Here is a 21,191-nt window from a genome sequence, read left to right on the forward strand (position 1 = left end):
CGCCCGCGTGGCGCATCGCGAGCAACGCTCGCTCCTACGTTTGTTTCGGGCCGCTCGATTTAGGCACCACCACAAAAATCACAGATAAAAAAAGGGCGACCCGAGGGTCGCCCTTTTTCTTACCGATCCAACAGAACTTAGTTCTGTTTGGCCATTGCTTCGCGCAGCAGCGCAGCCATGGTGGTGTCGGCAGCAGCTTCCGGAGCGTTTTTCAGGCTCTGGATAGCTTCGCGCTCTTCAGCGTCGTCTTTCGATTTGATCGACAGGCTGATAACGCGGGACTTACGGTCAACGCTGATGATCTTGGCTTCGATCTCTTCGCCTTCCTTCAGAACGTTACGCGCGTCTTCAACGCGGTCACGGCTGATTTCGGAAGCTTTCAGAGTGGCTTCGATGTCGTCGGCCAGGGTGACGATGGCGCCTTTGGCGTCAACTTCTTTCACGATGCCCTTGACGATAGCGCCCTTGTCATTGACAGCAACGAAGTTGGAGAACGGATCGTCTTCCAGCTGCTTGATGCCCAGGGAGATGCGCTCGCGCTCTGGGTCGACCGACAGGATGACGGTTTCCAGCTCGTCGCCCTTCTTGAAACGACGTACGGCTTCTTCGCCGGTTTCGTTCCAGGAGATGTCGGACAGGTGAACCAGGCCGTCGATGCCGCCGTCCAGACCAATGAAGATACCGAAGTCGGTGATCGACTTGATGGTACCGGTGATCTTGTCACCCTTGTTGAACTGGCCGGAGAAGTCTTCCCATGGGTTGGACTTGCACTGCTTGATGCCCAGGGAGATACGACGACGCTCTTCGTCGATGTCCAGAACCATGACTTCCACTTCGTCGCCAACCTGAACGACTTTCGACGGGTGGATGTTCTTGTTGGTCCAGTCCATTTCGGAAACGTGTACCAGACCTTCAACGCCTTCTTCCAGCTCAGCGAAGCAGCCGTAGTCGGTCAGGTTGGTAACGCGAGCTTGTACGCGAGTACCTTCTGGGTAGCGGGCAGTGATAGCAACCCACGGATCTTCGCCCATCTGCTTCAGACCCAGCGAAACGCGGTTGCGCTCACGGTCGAACTTCAGAACGCGAACGTCGACTTCGTCGCCAACGTTAACGATTTCGGAAGGATGCTTGATGCGCTTCCAGGCCATGTCGGTGATGTGCAGCAGGCCGTCGATACCGCCCAAGTCCACGAATGCGCCGTAGTCGGTGAGGTTCTTGACGATACCTTTGACTTGCTGGCCTTCCTGCAGGGTTTCCAGCAGGGCTTCGCGCTCGGCGGAGTTCTCGGCTTCCAGCACGCTGCGACGGGAAACGACAACGTTGTTGCGCTTCTGGTCGAGCTTGATGACCTTGAATTCCAGCTCTTTGCCTTCCAGGTGGGTGGTGTCGCGCACTGGGCGGACATCAACCAGGGAGCCCGGCAGGAACGCACGGATGCCGTTAACGTCGACAGTGAAGCCGCCCTTAACCTTACCGTTGATAACGCCCTTGACCACTTCTTCGGCGGCGAAAGCTGCTTCCAGAACAATCCAGCACTCGGCGCGCTTGGCTTTTTCACGGGACAGTTTGGTTTCGCCAAAGCCGTCTTCGACCGCGTCCAGCGCAACGTGAACTTCGTCACCGACCTTGATGGTCAGCTCGCCAGCTTCGTTGTAGAACTGCTCGAGCGGGATGACGCCCTCGGACTTCAGGCCAGCGTGTACGGTAACCCAGTCGCCGTCGATGTCGACAACGATACCGGTGATGATCGCACCCGGCTGAAGATTGAGGGTTTTCAGGCTTTCTTCAAAGAGTTCTGCAAAGCTTTCGCTCATTTTAATTCCTGTAGATTCGGGCGAAACAGACGCCCATCGCCACATTCCAGACAATGTGGGTTTCGTTATTTAAAGGAAAGCCGACAGGACGTTGACTGGTGCACCTGCCTGCTCTCCTGGCTATCAGTGAAGGTCGCGAAGCGCGATCTCACTCCTGATACGTTGCAACACCTGCTCGATGGACAACTCGGTAGAGTCCAACTGAATGGCATCGGCCGCTGGTTTCAGCGGGGCCACTGCACGTTGGGTGTCACGCTCATCACGTGCACGAATCTCATCCAGCAGACTCGACAGACTAACATCTTCGCCTTTGCCCTTCAACTGCAGGTAACGACGACGTGCCCGTTCCTCCGCGCTGGCGGTCAGGAAAATCTTCAAGGGCGCGTCCGGGAACACCACGGTACCCATGTCGCGACCATCGGCGATCAGGCCCGGAGCCTCGCGGAATGCACGCTGACGCAACAGCAACGCGTCCCGCACGGCAGGCAGCGAGGCTACCATCGAGGCACCTGCGCCGACGGTTTCGGTGCGGATGACACTGCTGACGTCCTCACCCTCGAGGATGATCTGTTGCAGCTTACCGGGCTCGGCCGCGATGAACTGCACATCCAGATGGGCGGCAAGCTGCTTGAGCAGCTCTTCGTTGGTCAGGTCGACGCCGTGATTGTTGGCATTGAACGCCAGCAAACGGTACAGCGCGCCGGAGTCCAGCAGACGCCAGCCCAGCTCGCGAGCCAGCAGACCGGCGACCGTGCCCTTGCCCGAGCCGCTTGGCCCGTCGATGGTGATGACTGTTGCTTGCGAATTCACGACTTGCCCTCTTCAGCCACGCGGATACCGACTTCGGCACACAGCGCCAGGAAGTTAGGGAACGAGGTGGCGACGTTGGCGCAGTCATGGATGCGAATCGGCGCAGTGGCACGCAGCGAGGCAACGCTGAAGGCCATGGCGATACGGTGGTCACCGTGGCCGTGCACTTCGCCGCCGCCGATCTGGCCGCCGTCGATGATGATGCCGTCCGGGGTCGGTTCGCACTTCACGCCCAGGCTGATCAGGCCATCGGCCATGACCTGGATGCGGTCGGATTCCTTGACCCGCAGCTCTTCGGCGCCACGCAGCACGGTGCGCCCTTCGGCACAGGCCGCGGCAACGAACAGCACCGGGAACTCGTCGATGGCCAGCGGCACCAGGTTTTCGGGGATGTCGATACCCTTGAGTTGAGCACCGCGCACACGCAGGTCGGCCACCGGCTCGCCACCCACTTCACGCTGGTTTTCCAGGGTGATGTCGCCGCCCATCAGGCGCAGGATGTCGATCACACCAGTACGGGTCGGGTTGATGCCGACATGCTCGAGCACCAGCTCCGAGCCTTGAGCGATCGAGGCTGCCACCAGGAAGAACGCCGCCGACGAAATATCGGCAGGCACTTCGATGCGGGTAGCCGTCAGCTTGCCGCCAGACTGCAGCGAAGCCACCGGGCCATTGGACTCGACTGCGTAACCAAAGCCGCGCAGCATGCGCTCGGTGTGGTCACGGGTCGGTGCAGGTTCGGTGACAGTGGTCTTGCCTTCGGCATACAGACCGGCGAGCAGCAGGCACGATTTGACCTGGGCACTGGCCATCGGCAGCGTGTAGGTCAGCGCCTTGAGCTTGTTGCCACCACGGATGGTCAGTGGCGGACGGCCTTCAGGGCCAGTCTCGACCACTGCGCCCATTTCGCGCAGCGGGTTGGCCACACGGTTCATCGGGCGCTTGGACAGCGAGGCATCACCGGTCATGGTCACGTCGAACGGCTGACCGGCCAACAGGCCAGAAAGCAGGCGCATCGAGGTGCCGGAGTTACCCACGTAGATCGGCCCAGGTGGCGGCTTGAGGCCGTGCAGGCCGACCCCATGGATGGTTACGCGACCCTGGTTCGGGCCTTCGATGACCACCCCCATGTCACGGAAGGCTTGCAAGGTCGCCAGCGCATCCTCACCTTCGAGGAACCCTTCGACCTCGGTCGTGCCTTCGGCCAGCGAGCCGAGCATGATCGAGCGGTGAGAAATCGACTTGTCGCCCGGTACGCGGATTCGCCCGGTCAGGCGGCCACCCGGTTGGGCCAGGAAAATCAGATCGTTGGCGTTCATAGCGTCCACATAGGCCCGGCGGGCCAGGATTTTACTGAAATGCTCGCGGGCAACGCGTGCGCGGGTGAATACACCCAGCAGCTGGTGCCCGTCCCCTGCATCGATCGCGTCGCGCAAGGCGTCGAGATCGCTGCGATATGTATCAAGCGTGCGCAGGACGGCTTCGCGGTTGGCGAGAAAGATGTCGTGCCACATGGTCGGGTCGCTGCCGGCGATTCTCGTGAAATCGCGGAAGCCTCCCGCAGCGTACCGGAAGATCTCGAGGTTTTCATTGCGCTTGGCCAGCGAATCGACCAGGCCGAAGGCCAGCAAGTGCGGCAGATGGCTGGTGGCGGCCAGGACTTCGTCATGGCGCTCGACCGGCATGTGCTCGACATCGGCATCCAATGCGCGCCACAGGCGGTCTACCGTGGCCAGGGCGGCGGGGTCGGTGTCCGGCAGCGGCGTGAGGATGACCTTGTGGCGACGGAACAGGGCGGCGTTGGAGGCCTCTACCCCGCTCTGCTCGGAACCGGCAATCGGGTGGCCGGGGACGAAGCGCGACAGGCGCTCACCCAGGACTTCACGGGCGGCGCGCACCACATTGCCCTTGGCGCTGCCGACATCGGTGATCACGGCATCGCCCAGGTCGAGCTGTGCCAGGCGTGCCAGCAGCTTTTCCATGGCCAGGATCGGCACAGCCAGCTGGATGACATCGGCACCGACACAGGCGGCGGCGAGGTCTTCTTCACAGCGGTCGACCACACCCAGGGCCACGGCCTGCTTGCGCGAGGGGGCATCCAGGTCGACGCCGACCACTTCGCGGCACAGGCCGCTTTCGCGCAAGCCCTTGGCGAAGGAGCCGCCGATCAGGCCCAGGCCTACGACGACGAGGCGACCGATGAGCGGTGCGGGTTTGATTGTTACTGCATTTACCACGAGTGCGAACCCTGTTCAGAAATCAAGACAGTCTGTGAGACCGCAGGGGGCCGCTTCGCAGCCCATCGCGACACAAGGCCGCTCCCACAGGTATCACGCAGGCCCTGTAGGAGCGGCCTTGCGTCGCGACGGGGCGCAAAGCGGCCCCGACAAGCTCATTTACAGCACCGCCTTCGGATAAGACCCCAGCACCTTCAGCCCCACAGCCTCTTGGCTGATCGCCTCCAGCACTGCCTTGATCAACGGGTCGCGGTGGTGGCCGACGAAGTCGATGAAGAACACGTACGTCCACTTGCCGCTGCGCGACGGGCGGGTCTCGATGCGGGTCAGGTCGATACCGTTCTCGTGGAACGGCACCAGCAGCTCGTGCAAGGCCCCCGGCTTATTGCTCATCGAAACGATGATCGAGGTCTTGTCGTCGCCGGTCGGCGGTACTTCCTGGTTACCGATCATCAGGAAGCGCGTCGAGTTGTCCGGACGGTCTTCGATCTTTTCAGCCAGACGGGTCAGGCCGTACAGGTTCGCTGCCATATCACCGGCGATCGCTGCCGAATTCCACTCACCCTTGACCCGCTTGGCCGCTTCGGCATTGCTCGAAACCGCCACGCGCTCCACGTTCGGGTAGTGCGCATCCAGCCACTTGCGGCACTGGGCCAGCGACTGGGCGTGGGAGTAGATGCGGGTGATGCTGTCGGTCTTGGTGCTCTCGCCCACCAGCAGGTGGTGGTGGATGCGCAGCTCGACTTCACCGCAGATCACCATGTCGTGCTCAAGGAAGCTGTCCAGCGTGTGGCTGACCGCGCCCTCGGTGGAGTTTTCCACCGGCACCACGCCGAAGTTGACGGCACCGGCCGCCACTTCGCGGAACACTTCGTCGATGGCCGCCATCGGGCGGCTGATCACGGCATGGCCGAAGTGCTTCATCGCCGCTGCCTGGGTGAAGGTACCTTCAGGGCCCAGGTAGGCGATTTTCAGCGGCTCTTCCAGGGCCAGGCAGGACGACATGATTTCGCGGAACAGCCGCGCCATCTCTTCGTTGCCCAGCGGCCCCTTGTTGCGCTCCATGACCCGCTTCAGTACCGCAGCCTCACGCTCGGGGCGGTAGAACACCGGCTTTTCACCTTCGGCGAGCGAGGCGGTCTTGACCCGCGCCACTTCCTGGGCGCAACGGGCGCGCTCGCTGATCAGCTCGAGGATCTTCTCGTCGAGGCTGTCGATGCGCACGCGCAGCGCCTTGAGCTCGTGTTCGGACATCAGCCGTGCTCCTTCTCGAATTCAGCCATGTAGCCAACCAGCGCTTCAACCGCTTCCAGGCCCAGGGCGTTGTAGATCGAGGCACGCATGCCGCCGACCGAGCGATGGCCCTTGAGGTTGAGCAGGCCACGGGCGTCGGCGCCGGCCAGGAAGGCCTTGTCCAGGCGCTCGTCGGCCAGGCGGAACGGCACGTTCATCCACGAACGGGCGTTGACGCTGATCGGGTTGGTGTAGAAGTCGCTGGCGTCGATGAAGCCGTACAGGCGGTCTTTCTTGGCGCGGTTGCGCTGCTCCATGGCCTCGACGCCACCCTGCTCCTTGAGCCACTCGAACACCAGGCCCGAGAGGTACCAGGAATAGGTGGCCGGGGTGTTGTACATCGAGCCGTTGTCGGCCGACACCTTGTAGTCGAGCATGGTCGGGCAGCTGCTGCGGGCGTGGCCCAGCAGGTCTTCGCGCACGATCACCACCACCAGGCCGCTCGGGCCGATGTTTTTCTGCGCACCGGCGTAGATCAGGCCGTACTGCGAGACGTCGATCGGGCGAGAGAGGATATCGGACGACATGTCGACCACCAGCGGAACGTCACCGGTCTCTGGCACCCAGTCGAACTGCAGGCCACCGATGGTCTCGTTGGACGCATAGTGGACATAGGCAGCGTTCTTGGTCAGGTTCCAGTCGTTCTGGCCTGGGATGGCGAGGTAGTCGTAAGGCTTGGCGCTGGCGGCGACATTGATGTTGCCGAAACGGCGCCCTTCCTCGATGGCCTTCTTCGACCAGATACCGGTTTCGACGTAGTCGGCAGTACCGTTTTCCGGCAGCAGGTTCAGCGGGATCTCGGCGAACTGCTGGCTGGCACCGCCCTGCAGGAACAGGACCTTGTAGTTCGAGGGGACGGACAGCAGGTCACGCAGGTCCTGCTCGGCCTTCTCGGCGATGGCGACGTAATCGTCGCTGCGATGGCTCATTTCCATCACCGACAAGCCCTTGCCGCGCCAGTCCAGCATTTCGGCCTGGGCGCGCTGCAGGACAGCGTCAGGAAGCGCAGCAGGGCCTGCGCAGAAGTTAAAGGCTCGTTTGCTCACATCCACTCTCGCTCTGCCAAATAGAACAAAATCGTTTCTCGCACGCCGCGCACCGCTCTTTGTAGGAGCGGCCTTGCGTCGCGAAAGGGCCGCAAAGCGGCCCCCAGCTTTTTGCAGCGTCGCTGAAATCCTGGGGGCTGCCTCGCAGCCCTTTCGCGACACAAGGCCGCTCCTACAAAAAACGCCCCCACCAATGGGAGGATCCAGCGTTGCCTGCTGTAATCAGTCAAACGGGGCGACCTTGGTCGCCCCGCTCGGGTTGTTGCGCTTGCTTACTCTTGCGGTGCCTCTTCGGCGCCCGCGCTGTCGTCATCGACAGCCTCCGGCGCTTCGCCTTGCGCATCCGCCTCGACCAGTTCGTCGAGTTCTTCTTCGGAAGGCTCCTGGATCCGCTCCAGGCCCACCAGCGTTTCGTCAGCCGCCAGCTTGATCAGCGTCACACCTTGGGTGTTACGGCTCAGGCTGGACACTTCACCAACCCGTGTGCGCACCAAGGTGCCCTGGTCGGAGATGAGCATGATCTCTTCGCCTTCCTGAACCTGGATAGCGCCGATCAACAGACCGTTGCGCCCCTTGGTACCCATGGCGATCACGCCCTGGCCACCACGGCCGCGACGCGGGAACTTGGACAGCGGCGTACGCTTGCCGTAGCCACGCTCGGACGCGGTGAGGATCTGCGCACCGGACTCAGGGATCAGCATCGAAATGATCTGCTGCCCTTTGCCCAGCTTCATGCCGCGCACACCACGGGCGGTACGGCCCATTTCGCGCACCACGCTCTCAGCGAAGCGGATCACCTTGCCAGCGTCGGAGAACATCATGACTTCCTTGGCACCGTCGGTGATGGCCGCGGCAATCAAGGTGTCGCCTTCTTTCAGCTTCAGGGCGATCAGGCCGCTGGTGCGTGGGCGGGCAAACTGGGCCAGCGGGGTCTTCTTGACGGTACCGGAAGCGGTGGCCATGAAGATATAGGCACCGGTCGGCTCAGCAGACCATTCCGGGGTGTCGCCGTCTTCTTCGTCGACTTCCTCGGCCTCTACCAGCTCACCTTCGAGCACGGTGTCATCGGCCTCGTCCAGTTCTTCGTCCAGGTCGGCGCTTTGCTGCAGGGCCTCGAGGTCGATCTGCAGCATCGCAGTGATGCGCTCACCCTCTTCCAGCGGCAGCAGGTTGACCAGCGGACGGCCACGGGCAGCACGGGACGCTTCGGGGATTTCGTAGGTTTTCTTCCAGTACACCTTGCCCTTGCTGGAGAACAGCAACAGGGTGGCGTGGCTGTTGGCGACCAACAGGTGCTCGATGTAGTCCTCGTCCTTCACGCCGGTCGCCGACTTGCCCTTGCCGCCACGGCGCTGGGCCTGGTAGGCGGACAGTGGCTGGGTCTTGGCATAGCCACCGTGGGAGATGGTCACCACGCGCTCTTCTTCCGGGATCATGTCGCCGTAATTGAGGTCGTGGCTGGCGTTGAGAATCTCGGTGCGGCGCGCATCGCCGTATTCGGCGCGGATGGCTTCGAGCTCTTCACGGATCACTTCCATCAGGCGCTCGGCGCTGCTGAGGATGCGGATCAGTTCGCCGATCTGCTCGAGGATTTCCTGGTACTCGGCCAGCAGCTTCTCGTGCTCCAGGCCGGTCAGGCGGTGCAGACGCAGGTCAAGAATCGCCTGGGCCTGCTCCGGCGACAGGTAGTACTTGCCCTCGCGCAGGCCGAACTGCTCCGGGAGGTCTTCAGGGCGGCAGGAATCGGCGCCGGCGCGCTCGACCATCACCTGCACGGCGCTGGATTCCCAGGCAGTGGAAATCAACGCTTCCTTGGCTTCCGACGGCGTCGGCGAGGCCTTGATCAGGGCGATGACCGGGTCGATGTTGGACAGCGCGACCGCCTGGCCTTCAAGGATGTGGCCACGCTCACGGGCCTTGCGCAGCTCGAACACGGTACGGCGCGTCACCACTTCACGGCGGTGGCGGACGAACGCTTCGAGCAGGTCCTTGAGGTTGAGCAGACGCGGGCGGCCATCGATCAGGGCCACGACGTTGATGCCGAACACGCTCTGCAGCTGGGTCTGCTGGTAGAGGTTGTTGAGCACCACCTCCGGCACCTCGCCGCGACGCAGCTCGATGACGATGCGCATGCCGTCCTTGTCGGACTCGTCACGCAGCTCGGTAATGCCTTCGATCTTCTTCTCTTTGACCAGCTCGGCGATCTTCTCGATCAGACGCGCCTTGTTCAGCTGGTACGGCAGCTCGGTGACGACGATCTGCTGGCGGCCACCGACCTTGTCGATGTCTTCGACTTCGGAACGGGCACGCATGTAGATGCGGCCACGGCCGGTGCGGTAGGCCTCGATGATGCCCTGGCGGCCGTTGATGATGCCGGCAGTCGGGAAGTCTGGGCCAGGGATGAACTGCATCAGCTCATCGATGGTGACATCCGGGTTGTCGATCAGCGCCAGGCAGCCGTCGATGACCTCGCCGAGGTTGTGCGGCGGGATGTTGGTCGCCATGCCCACGGCGATACCGCTGGAACCGTTGACCAGCAGGTTGGGAATACGGGTCGGCATGACTGCCGGGATCTGCTCGGTGCCGTCGTAGTTGGGCACCCAGTCGACGGTTTCTTTGTGCAGGTCGGCCAGCAGCTCGTGCGCCAGCTTGGCCATGCGCACTTCGGTGTATCGCATGGCCGCGGCGTTGTCGCCGTCGACCGAACCGAAGTTGCCCTGGCCGTCGACCAGCAGGTAACGCAGCGAGAACGGCTGGGCCATACGCACGATGGTGTCGTAGACCGCAGTGTCGCCGTGCGGGTGGTACTTACCGATCACGTCACCGACCACACGGGCGGACTTCTTGTACGGTTTGTTCCAGTCGTTGCCCAGTTCGCTCATCGCAAAGAGAACGCGACGATGCACGGGCTTCAAGCCGTCACGCGCATCGGGCAGCGCTCGCCCGACAATCACGCTCATCGCGTAGTCGAGGTAAGACTGTCTCAGTTCGTCTTCGATATTGACCGGGAGGATTTCTTTGGCCAGTTCGCCCATGAGAAGCCTGATTCCTTTTTCTGGTGAAACTTCGCAGCGCCATCAAGGGCCGAACGAAGCTCGCCGTCGCGACGCGCAGTGCTGCGACGACTTACGACAAATCAATGAGTTGTGCCATGGATCTGCGCAAATTTGGCCGCCGTGATGGGCGGTCTTGGAAACTGCCGGATGTTATCACAAAGGCAGTGCGGGTGGGGAGATGTGGCAGGCCCTGACACTACAGGTTGTGCAAGGTCCATGTAGGAGCAGCCTTGCGCTGCGAAGAGGCCGATGCAAGCAGTAGAAATACCCGGCGCCGGTACTGGCCTCTTCGCAGCACAAGGCTGCTCCTACAGAGAAATGTGCAGCCACACCCCTCAGTGCAAACGCTTGCGGCACATTAACTGAGCCAGCTTGGCGGTATCCGGGCGTTCGACGATGCCCTTCTCGGTCACGATCACGTCGATCAGGTCGGCCGGGGTCACGTCGAACACTGGGTTGAACACCTCCACCTGCGGCGCCACGCGGGTGCCGGCGTAATCCAGCAGCTCGTCTGCATCGCGCTCTTCAAGCGGGATGTCCTCGCCAGTGGCCAGGTTCAGGTCGATGCTGGTGCTCGGCGCCACGACCATGAAGCGCACGCCGTGGTGCATGGCACTGACCGCGAGCTGGTAGGTGCCGATCTTGCTGGCCACATCGCCATTGGCCGCGATGCAGTCGGCACCGACCACGACCCAGGTGATGCCCTTGCTCTTCATCAGGTGGGCCAGGGCCGAATCGGCGCACAACGTCACCGGAATGCCCTCGTTGGCCAACTCCCAGGCGGTCAGGCGCGAGCCTTGCAGCCAGGGGCGGGTTTCGCCGGCATACACCCGCTCGACCATGCCCTCCAGGTAACCCGCGCGAATCACCCCCAGCGCGGTGCCAAAACCGCCACTGGCCAGGGCGCCGGCATTGCCGTAGGTGAGCAGGGTCTGGGCGTTGCCCTGATGGCGGCGAATCAGTTCAATGCCGTACTGGGCCATGGTCAGGTTGGCTTCACGGTCGCTTTCATGAATCGCTACCGCCTCAGCTTGCAGCGCGGCCAGCACGTCTTCTTCCGGGCGCAAGCGCTGCAGGCGCTCGCGCATGCGGTTCAGCGCCCAGAACAGGTTAGCGGCGGTGGGGCGCGCCTCGGCCAGGCTGAGGAAGTCTTCTTCCAGGTCCTGCTCCCAGTCGCCGCCCTCGGCCAGGCGCTCTTCCAGGGCGAGGACCAGGCCGTAGGCCGCGGCAATGCCGATGGCCGACGCACCGCGCACAGCCATGTCACGGATCGCGTTCACCACCTGCGCGGCATTGTCGCAGGCCAGCCAGACCTCCTGCGCGGGCAGCTGGCGCTGGTCGAGCAGATGCAGAACGCCGCCTTCCCAGCGGATCGCGGTCACCTTCTCCGCCGCCAAAAGTCGCTCGCGCATCGCCTCTCCCCGTCGTTCGGATGTCAAAAGCCGGCGATTATAGCGACCCTCGGCCTTGAGCGCTCGGGTATACTCCGGCCCAATTTAGCGAAGTTTCAGAGGACTCTTAAATGAGCAACGTCGACCACGCCGAAATTGCCAAGTTCGAAGCCTTGGCCCACCGCTGGTGGGACCGTGAAAGCGAGTTCAAGCCGCTGCATGAAATCAACCCGTTGCGCGTCAACTGGATCGACGAGCGGGTCGGCCTGGCTGGCAAGAAAGTGCTGGACGTGGGCTGCGGCGGCGGCATTCTCAGCGAATCCATGGCCCTGCGTGGCGCCTCGGTAACCGGCATCGACATGGGCGAGGCCCCGCTGGCGGTGGCCCAGTTGCACCAACTGGAGTCCGGCGTCGAGGTTGAATACCGGCAGATCACCGCCGAAGCACTGGCCGAAGAGATGCCTGGGCAGTTCGACGTGGTCACCTGCCTGGAAATGCTCGAGCACGTCCCCGACCCTTCATCGGTGATTCGCGCCTGCTACCGCATGGTCAAGCCTGGCGGCCAGGTGTTCTTCTCCACCATCAACCGCAACCCGAAGGCCTACCTGCTGGCCATCGTCGGCGCCGAGTACATCCTGAAGATGCTGCCGCGCGGCACCCACGACTTCAAGAAGTTCATCCGCCCGTCCGAGCTGGGCGCCTGGAGCCGTGTTGCCGGCCTTGAAGTCAAGGACATCATCGGCCTGACCTACAACCCGTTGACCAAGCACTACAAGCTTTGCAACGACGTGGACGTCAACTACATGATCCAGACCCTGCGCGAGGAATGAGCATGCGTTTGCGAGCAGTACTCTTCGACATGGACGGCACCCTGCTCGACACGGCGCCGGACTTCATCGCCATCTGCCAGGCCATGCTCGCCGAGCGCGGCTTGCCGGCCGTGGACGACAACCTGATTCGCGGGGTGATTTCCGGCGGTGCACGTGCCATGGTCGCCACCACCTTCGCCATGGACCCGGAAGCTGAAGGCTTCGAGGCCCTGCGCCTGGAGTTTCTCGAGCGATACCAGCGCGACTGTGCGGTGCACAGCAAGCTGTTCGACGGCATGGCCGAGCTGCTGGCCGACATCGAGAAAGGCAACCTGCTGTGGGGCGTGGTCACCAACAAGCCGGTACGTTTTGCCGAGCCGATCATGCAACGCCTGGGCCTGGCCGAGCGCTCGGCGCTGCTGATCTGCCCGGACCACGTGAAAAACAGCAAGCCCGACCCCGAGCCGCTGATCCTGGCCTGCAAAACCTTGAACCTGGACCCGGCCAGCGTGCTGTTCGTCGGCGACGACCTGCGCGACATCGAGTCTGGCCGCGACGCCGGCACCCGCACCGCGGCGGTGCGCTACGGCTATATTCATCCAGAGGACAACCCGAACAACTGGGGTGCCGACGTGGTGGTGGACCACCCGCTGGAACTGCGCAAGGTGATCGACAGCGCGCTGTGCGGCTGCTGAGCCTCACTCCAAGCCCCCTACCTTGTCCCTGTGGGAGCGGGTTTACCCGCGAAAGGGCCGGACCAGGCAGCTTGATTGCCTGACCTGACGCATTCGCGGGTAAACCCGCTCCCACAGGGTAAGGTGCCGCGCCAACGAACTCGAAGGACCACACAATGTTCGACTACACCGCCCGCCCCGACCTGCTACAAGGCCGGGTCATCCTGGTCACCGGAGCCGGCCGCGGCATCGGTGCCGCCGCCGCCAAGGCCTACGCCGCGCTCGGTGCCACCGTGCTGCTGCTGGGCAAGACCGAGGCCAACCTCAACGAGGTCTACGACCAGATCGAGGCCGCCGGGCACCCACAACCGGTGGTGATCCCGTTCAACCTGGAAACCGCCCTGCCCCACCAGTACGACGAGCTGGCGGTCATGATCGAAGACCAGTTCGGGCGCCTGGATGGCCTGCTCAACAACGCCTCGATCATCGGCCCGCGCACGCCACTGGAGCAGTTGTCGGGTGACAACTTCATGCGCGTGATGCACATCAACGTCGATGCCACCTTCATGCTCACCAGCACCCTGCTGCCGCTGCTCAAGCTGTCGGAGGACGCCTCGGTGGTGTTCACCTCCAGCAGCGTCGGGCGCAAAGGCCGGGCCTACTGGGGCGCCTACGGGGTGTCGAAGTTCGCCACCGAAGGCCTGATGCAGACCTTGGCCGACGAACTGGAAGGGGTTGCGCCGGTGCGCTCCAACAGCATCAACCCAGGCGCCACGCGCACGGCGATGCGGGCCCAGGCTTACCCGAGCGAAAACCCGCAGAACAACCCGCTGCCTGAAGAGATCATGCCGGTGTACCTGTACCTGATGGGGCCAGACAGCACTGGGGTGAATGGTCAGGCGTTCAACGCCCAGTGATTTTGGGTGGCCTGTACTGGCCCTATCGCCGGCAAGCCGGCTCCCACAGGATTTATACTATGCCAGAAGGCAGTGACTACCCTGTGGGAGCGGGCTTGCCCGCGAAGAGGCCAGCACAGTAGACCATCAACCCGCCGCCAACGCCGGCCGCACCCGCCCCTGCTGACGCCCTTCCAGCTGCATGCAGCGCTCCAGGAACAGGTACATGCAGTCGTAACTCTTGCAGATCGCCCGGCGCAATTCGGTACGCAACCCCAGCGTCGGGTTCTCCCCCGCCAAGGTACAGATGATTTCCAGCGCCTCCCACGGGTGCGCATCGTCGTACTGCGCATGCATCTTCAGCCACTTCATGGCGCGCTTGCGCTGCTCCTCCGGGAAGCCTTGGGCGTAGGTGTCATTGGCACACACCACCGCCGACCATTCCCCCGTCGCGCCTTCGATGGCGTAGTTGGTCGCCGCCATGGAAATCGCCAGGTTTTCGGTAGCACACACCCGCCAGCACCAGTCATTGAGCCCATTCAACTCGGGCGGCACCTCTTGTGCCTGCAGGTCATGCAGGTGAACGCCATGGGCATGGCACCAGTGCACCCAGTAGTCGGCATGGTTGAGCTCGACGCGGATGTTGCGCATCAACCAGCGCCGCGCCATGTCTTCGCCGGGGTGGCGGCCGTAGCGGGTCTTGGTCAGGTTATGGGCCATGTACAGGGAGAACTGCTCGACCACCGGCCAGCCGCCGATCAGGTACTGGCGGATGGTCGAAGGCTTCAACTGGCCATCACGCAGGCGCTGGTAAAACTCATGCTCGACCACCCGGCGCTTGCTTTCGCGGCACTCTTCAATCAGTTGCTGGGCCCATTGAGGGTAACTGGCGGGGTCCATCAATGGCCCGATACGAACGAATGCATCAATCACTTTCAGCTCCTTGTTCCTTGTGATTTTTCGGACGTGTTGTGTCAGCGAAAGCCGCTGTCTAGCTAACGAAACGTGCCAGGTGCCCGCTGCAACAGAGGCCGTGCGGCGATCCGTTGGCGCTGCAGGCTGTCACAGGTGAACACCTGGGGCCGTTCGATCAGGTAGCCCTGGGCGTAATCCACGCCAATTTCCTGCAGGGCCTGTTCGATCAAGGGGGTTTCGACAAACTCGGCGATGGTCCGCTTACCCATGACATGGCCGATGTGGTTGATGACCTCGACCATGGCCCGGTTGACCGGGTCGTCGAGCATATCCTTGACGAAACTGCCGTCGATCTTGAGGAAATCCACAGGCAGATGCTTCAAATAGGCGAACGACGACATGCCGGCACAGAAGTCGTCGAGCGAGAACCTGCACCCCAGCCCTTTGAGTTCGTTGATGAAACGAATGGCACTGCCGAGGTTGGCAATGGCGCTGGTTTCGGTGATCTCGAAGCAGATCATGCGAGGCGGGATGGCGTACTCGACGAACAAGCGCTGCAAGTACTCGAGGAAGTTGTCGTCGCCGATGCTCGACCCCGACAGGTTGATCGCGCACATGGACAGCGGCCCTTCGCGCCCTTCGTCCAGGCACTGGCGAATCACCTGGAACACATTGCGCACCACCCAGCGGTCAAGGGCGGTCATCAGGCCATAGCGCTCGGCGGCGGGGATGAAGCTGCTGGGCAGGATGGTGCGGCCGCTCTCGTCGTGCAGGCGCAGCAGAATCTCGATATGGCCAGGGCCTTCGATGGTCTTCAGCGCGGCGATTTCCTGGGCGTACAGGCAGAAGCGGTTTTCTTCCAGGGCCACATGCAAACGCTGGATCCAGGCCATCTCGCCAAAGCGCATGGACAGCTCGCTGTCGTCGGCATGGTACACCTGCACCCGGTTGCGGCCCTTTTCCTTGGCCATGTAGCAGGCCATGTCGGCGGCACGCAGCGAGGCCTCCAGGGTTCCAGGGGCCTGCGCCATGTTCACCAGGCCAATGCTGACGGTGGTGACGAACGGGCGCCCCTTCCACACAAAGTGCAGGCTCTGGACCATCTGGCGCAGTTGCTCGGCAATACGCTCGGCCTGGTCCGGCGGGCAGTTTTCCAGCAGCACGCCAAACTCATCGCCACCCAGCCTGGCTAGCGTGTCACCTTCGCGCAGCCCCGACTGCAACACGGCGCAGATATGGCGCAGCAACTCGTCGCCCGCCGCATGGCCACAGGTGTCGTTGACCAGCTTGAACTGGTCGAGGTCAAGGAACATCAGTGAATGCCGCCCAGCCTGGCGTGCCAGGCCGTTGAGCGCCTGCTCCAGGCGGTATTCGAACTCGCGGCGGTTGGCCAGGCCGGTCAAGGCGTCATGGGTCGCCTGCCAGGACAGGTTGGCGATGTACTGGCGCTCCTGGGTCATGTCGTGCAGCACCAGCACGATGCCGCTGACCTGCCCATCATTGACGATGGGCGAGCCCACCAGGTTGATCGACACGGTGCTGCCGTCCAGGCGCTGGATCAGCCGGGCATGCTCGGCGCCGCCCTTCAGGCTGCCACTGAGCACCTGCTCGACCAGGCTGCGGCCGTCCTCTTCGGCCTGCTCGTCCACCAGGCTGAACAGCGCCGAAAGTGGCAGCCCCTGGGCTTGGCCGGCCTGCCAGTGGGTGAGTTGCTCGGCCGCCGGGTTCATGTAGCCGATATAGCCATCGACGTCGGTGGTGATGACTGCATCGCCAATCGCCTGCAGGGTGATCTGCGCCCGCTCCTTTTCGGCCTGCAGGGCACTGGCGAACGCCTGGCGCTGGGCCAGCAACTTGCTGGAGCGGCGCCAGGCAATGGTAATGAGGAACAAGGCAGTCAGCAGGTTGGTGATCAGCAGCACCTGCAGCAGCATGCGCGAACCCTCGCCCAGCGCATCGCTGAAGGCCCTGGCGGCCGGCGTCACACCTTCGTTGATGGCGACGATGCGGGCCTTCCAGTCGCTGATCGTGCCGGCATCGACCTGGCCACCAGCAAAGCCTGTGCGCATCTCGCCCGCCAGCACATCCAGCTGGCCCAAGTAGCGGTCACCGATGTCCCAGTAGTCGATGGCCGTCTGCATGTAGCTGATGCTGCGGAAGTTGCGATAGAACCAGATGATGCGTTCGACGTCGTTGGGGTGGTTGCCACCCTGCAATACGGCATCGCGCGCGGCGTTCAAGTCCGGATTGGGCTGGTCGAGCACTTCACGCAACTGGTGATCGCCGTGGGGCACGGTGATGGCCTGGCGGTAGCGCTGGTAAGTGCCTTCGTCGCGGTTATCGGCGTACAGGTTGAGGTAATAGATGGCGTCTTTCTGAGCCTTGGACCACAAGCTCTCGCCCGCGACATAGGCGCGTACCGCCGATAGCGTATAGAGGCTGAGACCGGCCAATGCCGCCTGGAAGATCACGACGGCAATGAAGGGCCAGATGATACCCAGCAGCTTCGGCGCTTCTAGAGTGCGATGTCCCTTCATGGAGTCCCTGTCACAGAGCAGATAAGGCTCGAATCAACCCAGACAAGCACAGCGTAGGCCATTTGCCATCTGCGTGGAGGGGTTTTTTATGACAAGGAATGGGGCGATTCGCACCGCCCTTAACTAGAGGCTCAGGTCTGCTGCAGATGCCCGTACAGCTTGGCGTACAAACCACCCTCGGCAATCAGCTGCTGATGGTCACCATCTTCAGCCACATGCCCGCCGTCGAACACCAGCACCCGATCGGCCTGTTTCACGGCCGACAGGCGGTGGGCGATGATCAGCGTGGTACGGCCACTGAGGAAGCGTGCCAGGGCCTGGTGCAGGTTGTACTCGGTGGCGGCATCCAGCGCCGAGGTCGCTTCATCGAGAATCACCACCTTAGGTTCGGCCAAGACCATCCGGGCAATCGCCAGCCGTTGCCGCTGGCCCCCGGACAGGCGCACGCCGGAACGCCCGACCACGCTGTCCAGGCCTTGCGGCAAGGCGGCGATGGTGGCGTCCAGCTGGGCAATGCGCAGCGCCTGCCAGCAGGCTTCGTCGCTGCACTCGCGGCCCATGGTCAGGTTGGCGCGCACGCTGTCGTTGAACAACGAAGGGTGCTGCAGTACCACCGCGACGTTTTCACGAAGGGTTTCAAGGCCGATTTCCTGCAGGCTGGCACCGCCAAAGCGGATGGTCCCCGCCTGGGCGCTGTACAGGCCAAGCAGCAGTTGCACCAAGGTGCTCTTGCCGCCACCGCTGGCCCCCACGATAGCCACCTTCTCGCCCGGGGCGATGGACAGGTCGAGGTGCTCGAGCACCGGCTCGTCGGCATAGGCAAAGCGCAGGTCGCGCACCTCGATGCCCACTGTTTCGCGGCCCACGAACGGGTCACTGGCCGCGGGGTACTGCGGCTCGTCGGCACGCGCCAGCAGCTCGTTGAGCCGGCTCAGGGCGCCACCGGCAGCGTAGTAGGCGTACTGCAGGTTGAGCAGTTGCTCCACCGGGCCGATCATGAACCACAGGTAGCTGAACACCGCCAGCATCTGGCCGATCGACAGGTCGGAAAACAGCACAGTGAGCATCGCCGCGGCGCGGAAGATGTCGATGCCGAACTGGAACAACAAACCACTGGCGCGGCCGCTGGCATCGCTCTTCCATTGCGAGTCCACGGCGTAGTCACGCACTTCCCGGGCGCGCACGCCCAGGCGCCCCAGGAAATAGCCCTGGCGGTTGCCGGCGCGGATCTCCTGGATGGCGTCGAGGGTTTCCGACAGCGCCTGGGTAAAGCGCGCGGTGCTGTCGTTTTCGAGCTTTTTCAGGTGTTTGACGCGCTTGCCCAACTGCACGGTGAAGTAGATCACCAGCGGGTTGAACAGCAAAATCAGCAACGCCAGTTGCCAGTGCATCCAGATCAGGATGGCCGCCGTGCCGGTCAGGGTCAGCATGGCGACCAGGAAACGGCTGAGGGTCTCGCCGACGAATTTGTCGAGGGTGTCCAGGTCGGTGACCAGGTGAGTGGTCACCGTGCCGCTGCCCAGGCTTTCGTATTCCTTGAGGGAAATCCGCTTGAGCCGTTCGATCAGCCGAATACGCAGGCGGTAGACGATGTCCTTGGCCAGCCCGGCAAACAGCTTGGCCTGCACCACGTTGAAGGCCAGGGCGGCCAGGCGCAGGCACAACGTCAGCGCCAGCATCAGGCCGATATAGCCGGCCGCGACCTGCCAGTTGGCCGGCAGCAGCTGGTTCATCCACTTCAGCGCGGCGTCGCCGTGGCCCAGCAGCACTTCATCCACCAGCAGCGGCAGCAGCAAAGGGATCGGCACGCTGCAGCACGCCGCGAGCACGGCAATCAGGTTGGCGGACCAGAGGTTTTTCTTGTGGTGCAGGGCCAGGCGGCGGATTTCCGCCCAGCTCAGTCGATCGGCCGCACTGTGGGGTTTCCCTGGCACAGGGTCGGGCGACCCGGGCACATCAAGCACAGGCAGCCTGCTGCAGCCAGCGGCCGAGCAAGGGTTGCAGGCGCTCCAGCGGCTGGTAGCCGTTGGTCAGCAGCGCCAGCTGGCCGTTACGCTCGGCCAGCAGGGTGGGGAAACCGGCGATGCCCAAGTCTTGCGCCCACGCAATATCGGCTGCGGTGGCCACGCGCGTGTCGGCGCGGGCAAAGGCCTCGGCAAACACCGCACGGTCGAAGCCTGCCTGTTCGGCCAGCTCAACCAGGTGCGGCGCGGTAGTCACGTCGACACCGGCCTCGTAGAACGCGCGCTGGATCAACGCCAGCAGTGGCCAGACGCGCTCGGCGTCCAGCTCACGGGCGGTGACCAGGGCGCGGCAGGCAGGTTCGGTGTCGTAGACAAAACCGTCAGGCATGGCGCCCTCGAAACGAAACGGCTGGCCAGTGGCGTCGGCCACCGCCTGCCAATGCTCGAGGATGTACTTGCGGGTCGACGCATCCAGGGCGCTGCCGCCGGTGCGCAGGCCGCCTGGCACCAGGTGGGTCGGCACGCCGGCTTCACGCGCCTGGGCGATCAGGGCCGCGGCCACCGGCGCAAAACCCCAGCACCAGGAGCACATAGGGTCCATCACATACAGCAGGCGTGCAGACATGCATCAGGCCTCGGCTTTGTAGTTGTAACCGATCGGGTGCGGCAGGTTGCGGGCCTTGGCCAGCTCGATCTGCTTCTGCCGGTCGATGGCGCTGCGGCGAGTTTTTTCGCTCAGGCTGTCCCAGCAGTGCGGGCAGCTGACACCTGGCGAATAGTGCTCGGACGCACGCTCCTCTGCGTTGATCGGGTGGCGGCAGGCATGGCACTGGTCGTACTCGCCTTCGCTCAGGTCATGGCGCACCGTGACGCGGTTGTCGAAGACGAAGCAGTCGCCATCCCACAGGCTTTCTTCCTGAGGCACTTCTTCGAAGTACTTCAGGACGCCACCTTTAAGATGATAGACCGCCTCGAAGCCTTCACCGAGCATGTAGCTGGAGGCTTTTTCGCAACGGATACCGCCGGTGCAGAACATCGCCACTTTCTTGTGCTTGCTCGGGTCGAAGTTGGCCTTGATGTACTCGGGGAACTCGCGGAAGGTCTCGGTCTTGGGGTCGACGGCGCCCTTGAACGTGCCGATGGCCACTTCGTAGTCGTTGCGGGTATCGATCAGCAGCACTTCAGGGTCGCTGATCAGGGCGTTCCAGTCCTTGGGCTCGACGTAGGTGCCCACCTGCTGGTTGGGGTCCACGCCCGGCACACCAAGGGTGACGATCTCTTTCTTCAGCTTGACCTTGGTGCGGTAGAACGGCTGTTCGTCGCAGTAGGATTCCTTGTGGTCGACATCCACCAGGCGCGGGTCGTTGCGCAGCCAGGCCAGCAGGCCGTCGATGCCTTCGCGGGTGGCCGACACGGTGCCGTTGATGCCTTCGTTGGCCAGCAGCAGGGTGCCTTTCACGTCATTGTCGAGCATGGCTTTGAGCAGCGGCTCGCGCAGCTCGATGTAGTCTTGCAGGGTGACGAATTTGTACAGCGCCGCGACGACGATCGGTTGTGACATGAACGTGAATCTCCAGGTGGTTGCCCTCGTAAGGGGCGGACCGGGTTGTTAAAAAAGCAGGTAAATGTGTTGTGGCGAGCACCTATCAGCCCTGATGCATTCTCAAAGCTTGCCCCCGCGACCTACAACAACTCCAGCCTCTTGCTACGCATCTGCGCAGGAGCCATGGCCAAGGCGTTGCTGGATGA

15 protein-coding genes are annotated in these 21,191 nt (G+C 63.0%); 3 read left to right on the top strand and 12 right to left on the bottom strand.

Annotated features, from left to right (window positions below; all coding sequences use genetic code 11):
* Window positions 1-137: 137 nt before the first annotated feature.
* The 7 genes from rpsA to mtnA form a co-directional block, all read right to left on the bottom strand.
* Window positions 138-1,814, bottom strand: coding sequence for a 30S ribosomal protein S1 (gene rpsA / locus OO306_RS12245; protein WP_003252673.1), 1,677 nt, complete (start codon window positions 1,812-1,814; stop codon window positions 138-140).
* 123 nt (window positions 1,815-1,937) lie between these two features.
* The gene (gene cmk, locus OO306_RS12250) at window positions 1,938-2,624 is read right to left on the bottom strand and encodes a (d)CMP kinase (protein ID WP_027595952.1); all 687 of its coding nucleotides are present in this window, start codon (window positions 2,622-2,624) and stop codon (window positions 1,938-1,940) included.
* Window positions 2,621-4,861, bottom strand: coding sequence for a bifunctional prephenate dehydrogenase/3-phosphoshikimate 1-carboxyvinyltransferase (locus tag OO306_RS12255; RefSeq protein ID WP_265968867.1), 2,241 nt, complete (start codon window positions 4,859-4,861; stop codon window positions 2,621-2,623). The genes cmk and OO306_RS12255 overlap by 4 nt, the downstream gene beginning before the upstream one ends.
* 159 nt (window positions 4,862-5,020) lie before the next feature.
* On the bottom strand, window positions 5,021-6,115 hold the full coding sequence (pheA, locus tag OO306_RS12260; RefSeq protein ID WP_027595950.1) for a prephenate dehydratase: 1,095 nt from the start codon (window positions 6,113-6,115) through the stop codon (window positions 5,021-5,023).
* Window positions 6,115-7,200, bottom strand: coding sequence for a 3-phosphoserine/phosphohydroxythreonine transaminase (gene serC, locus OO306_RS12265; protein ID WP_027595949.1), 1,086 nt, complete (start codon window positions 7,198-7,200; stop codon window positions 6,115-6,117). The genes pheA and serC overlap by 1 nt, the downstream gene beginning before the upstream one ends.
* A 272-nt stretch (window positions 7,201-7,472) precedes the next feature.
* Complete coding sequence (gene gyrA, locus OO306_RS12270; RefSeq protein ID WP_027595948.1) at window positions 7,473-10,235, bottom strand: DNA gyrase subunit A; 2,763 nt, start codon at window positions 10,233-10,235, stop codon at window positions 7,473-7,475.
* A gap of 356 nt (window positions 10,236-10,591) precedes the next feature.
* Window positions 10,592-11,668 (bottom strand): S-methyl-5-thioribose-1-phosphate isomerase, encoded by a 1,077-nt coding sequence (gene mtnA, locus OO306_RS12275; RefSeq protein WP_265968869.1) that lies wholly within the window; start codon window positions 11,666-11,668, stop codon window positions 10,592-10,594.
* A 110-nt stretch (window positions 11,669-11,778) separates the two neighbouring features.
* Here mtnA and ubiG point away from each other — a divergent pair, with 110 nt between their 5' ends.
* The 3 genes from ubiG to OO306_RS12290 all read left to right on the top strand — a co-directional run bounded on the left by ubiG (window position 11,779) and on the right by OO306_RS12290 (window position 14,047).
* A complete protein-coding gene (gene ubiG, locus OO306_RS12280; RefSeq protein WP_027595946.1) occupies window positions 11,779-12,477 on the top strand; it encodes a bifunctional 2-polyprenyl-6-hydroxyphenol methylase/3-demethylubiquinol 3-O-methyltransferase UbiG in 699 nt (232 codons plus the stop codon).
* A 2-nt stretch (window positions 12,478-12,479) separates the two neighbouring features.
* Window positions 12,480-13,151 carry an N-acetylmuramic acid 6-phosphate phosphatase MupP gene (mupP, locus tag OO306_RS12285; RefSeq protein WP_027595945.1) on the top strand — a complete coding sequence of 224 codons (672 nt, stop codon included), beginning with the start codon at window positions 12,480-12,482 and terminating at the stop codon, window positions 13,149-13,151.
* Window positions 13,152-13,306: 155 nt separating this feature from the next.
* Window positions 13,307-14,047, top strand: coding sequence for a YciK family oxidoreductase (locus tag OO306_RS12290; RefSeq protein ID WP_027595944.1), 741 nt, complete (start codon window positions 13,307-13,309; stop codon window positions 14,045-14,047).
* Window positions 14,048-14,173: 126 nt separating this feature from the next.
* Here OO306_RS12290 and OO306_RS12295 read toward each other — a convergent pair whose 3' ends face one another.
* The 5 genes from OO306_RS12295 to OO306_RS12315 all read right to left on the bottom strand — a co-directional run bounded on the left by OO306_RS12295 (window position 14,174) and on the right by OO306_RS12315 (window position 21,003).
* Complete coding sequence (locus OO306_RS12295) at window positions 14,174-14,959, bottom strand: TenA family transcriptional regulator (RefSeq protein ID WP_027595943.1); 786 nt, start codon at window positions 14,957-14,959, stop codon at window positions 14,174-14,176.
* A 62-nt stretch (window positions 14,960-15,021) separates the two neighbouring features.
* Window positions 15,022-17,478, bottom strand: a complete 2,457-nt coding sequence (locus tag OO306_RS12300) for an EAL domain-containing protein (RefSeq protein ID WP_252827011.1) — start codon at window positions 17,476-17,478, stop codon at window positions 15,022-15,024.
* 131 nt (window positions 17,479-17,609) lie between these two features.
* Window positions 17,610-19,442 carry an ABC transporter ATP-binding protein gene (locus OO306_RS12305; protein ID WP_085272799.1) on the bottom strand — a complete coding sequence of 611 codons (1,833 nt, stop codon included), beginning with the start codon at window positions 19,440-19,442 and terminating at the stop codon, window positions 17,610-17,612.
* Window positions 19,435-20,067, bottom strand: a complete 633-nt coding sequence (locus tag OO306_RS12310; protein WP_099428551.1) for a DsbA family protein — start codon at window positions 20,065-20,067, stop codon at window positions 19,435-19,437. Before OO306_RS12310 ends, OO306_RS12305 begins: the two co-directional genes overlap by 8 nt.
* A 3-nt stretch (window positions 20,068-20,070) precedes the next feature.
* Window positions 20,071-21,003: a rhodanese-related sulfurtransferase gene (locus tag OO306_RS12315; protein ID WP_265968873.1), complete on the bottom strand. Its 933-nt coding sequence runs from the start codon at window positions 21,001-21,003 to the stop codon at window positions 20,071-20,073.
* Window positions 21,004-21,191 lie beyond the last annotated feature (188 nt).

Source organism: Pseudomonas sp. DCB_AW (assembly GCF_026240895.1).
GTDB lineage: Bacteria > Pseudomonadota > Gammaproteobacteria > Pseudomonadales > Pseudomonadaceae > Aquipseudomonas > Aquipseudomonas kermanshahensis.